This is a genomic window from Brevibacillus sp. NL20B1, assembly GCF_018195675.1.
In the GTDB taxonomy this organism is placed as follows: domain Bacteria; phylum Bacillota; class Bacilli; order Brevibacillales; family Brevibacillaceae; genus Brevibacillus; species Brevibacillus aydinogluensis.
The window spans coordinates 1-1,706 of record NZ_JAGTPT010000056.1; the positions used below are offsets into that span (position 1 = coordinate 1).

Below are 1,706 nucleotides of genomic sequence, written 5' to 3' on the forward strand. Positions count from 1 at the left end.
CAAGCGGTCACTACGTGGACGAAGGAACGGGAGGAATCGGTGGCTTTACATCACCAGAAGAAGAGTACCTGCATTGGGCAGGGGTTGCTGCACGGAGGGCATACACAGAGGGAATAGAGCCAGAAGATGCAGTGAGGAAGTATGTACCAGCGAAGTTACAGGAGGAAGTTCTTCCGACAGCTATCGTCACATTTAATAATACGGTTGGCATGAATCATGGGGATGTTCCTGATTTAGGATTGGCAGCTCCATTAGCAGGGGCGGCAGCAGCTTCTATCAAAAATACAGGTAAGGCGGTTACTCAGGGGATAAGTAAAGTAAACAACATGAAGGAGTTTTTTGAATTAGACTTTGGTAAGTCTCTTGAGAATTCTGCTACCAAGACTAGTGCTCGTTACAATGGACAATCTATCTATCGAATCGATAAAAAGGTTCAAAATCCATATCTCAAAAAAGGAGACGGATTTTATCTAGACTCACTCCATTACGATCATATTGAAGTTGTGGATAGTAGAGGTAAAGTGAAAGCAGTTTTGAACCTAGACGGAACTCTTAATGTGAGTAAAACTGAGCAAGCATTAAAGCAAGGAAGAACGGTAAAATGGTAATGGGAGGCTGATAGCATTGGATGAAAGCTTAAGAAGAATTCTCCAACTACTACAAGATTTAAATTCTCGTGTGAAGACACCAATTATTTCTGAAAGTGAATTCACAGAGGAATACGAAAATCTAGATGAATTTTCTGAGCTACCTAGGCAGATAGAGGTGTTGGTTGGGAAGCTTAAATGTGTAAACAGCGACGATATCGATACAATTGTTGAGAACCTAATTCACCTACATTTGAAACTTTCAGATTGCATTTGGCATTTAGACCAAATTCACGAATTGGTTAAGAGGGTTGCTGGAAATATTAGAGACGTTGCAAATTAAAAAGTCACTTTTACCCCAAACGTGTAATCAACTACGTCTGGGGTTTCTCTTTGCGTTCTGGAACTGTGCCCGCCCGTAAGGGCAATGCCATGCGCAACACGCACCGCCAATGTTAAGCTCGTGAGAAAGCGAAGCTAGGCATTTCTGAGGATTGGGAGCAGGGGAGATACCAGAACACTGCCCGCCCCGCCGCAAAATGGCGTGTCATGGTGCTGTAGAGTGCCACGTATGACGCTAGAATTCCGTAAGGATTTACAGGATAGCAGTTCATGCTTTCGTTGCTGTATTGTGACAAAGTCAATAATGACTTGCTGTCTACTCTCTGGATGGCGGTGGGTATACATATGTGTTAGCCTCTAGCGGTAGCCGCCTAATCTATTAGAGACAAAAACTAATAGAGGGGGTTATGCTCATGAACCATCCAGTTAAAGAATGCATCTCTATGCTGGGAGTATCGCAGGTATCATTTGCCGTGTTGCACGACTTATCGTTTCAACGATTGAAGGCTTGTTTATATGGGCACACTCCCGCCATCCCGCCGAGAATCGTAAACGCTCTAGTACAACATGGCTATGATGAGCAGGAAGCACAGAAGCAGTATCAACAATGGCGTAAATGGAAAGCGGAGCAAGAACTCCTCGCCGCCGCCCGCAAGGGGGGAGGTGAAGACAATGAATAGACTACCGTTGGATATTGTCGTCACGTTGATGAGGCGGGAGCAGGTACTCGCTCAAAATGAGATTGACCAACTAGCCGCGCTGTTTGGAAAGCATGTC

The 1,706-nt window shown here is 44.7% G+C and carries 2 protein-coding genes and 1 pseudogene; all 3 read left to right on the forward strand.

Features of this window, described 5'->3' with window-relative positions:
• Positions 1-608, forward strand: a pseudogene (locus KDN35_RS20030) (hypothetical protein); the annotation flags it as partial.
• Between the two features lie 16 nt (positions 609-624).
• Entirely contained in the window at positions 625-930 is a 306-nt protein-coding gene (locus KDN35_RS19715) for a hypothetical protein (protein ID WP_122906943.1), read from the forward strand.
• A gap of 412 nt (positions 931-1,342) precedes the next feature.
• Positions 1,343-1,609, forward strand: coding sequence for a preprotein translocase subunit TatA (locus KDN35_RS19720; RefSeq protein WP_212133754.1), 267 nt, complete (start codon positions 1,343-1,345; stop codon positions 1,607-1,609).
• Positions 1,610-1,706: the final 97 nt, after the last annotated feature.

Coding starts and splice junctions, on each gene's coding strand:
- KDN35_RS19720 (WP_212133754.1), top strand. CDS start 1,343: ATGAACCATCCAGTTAAAGAATGCATCTCTATGCTGGGAGTATCGCAG.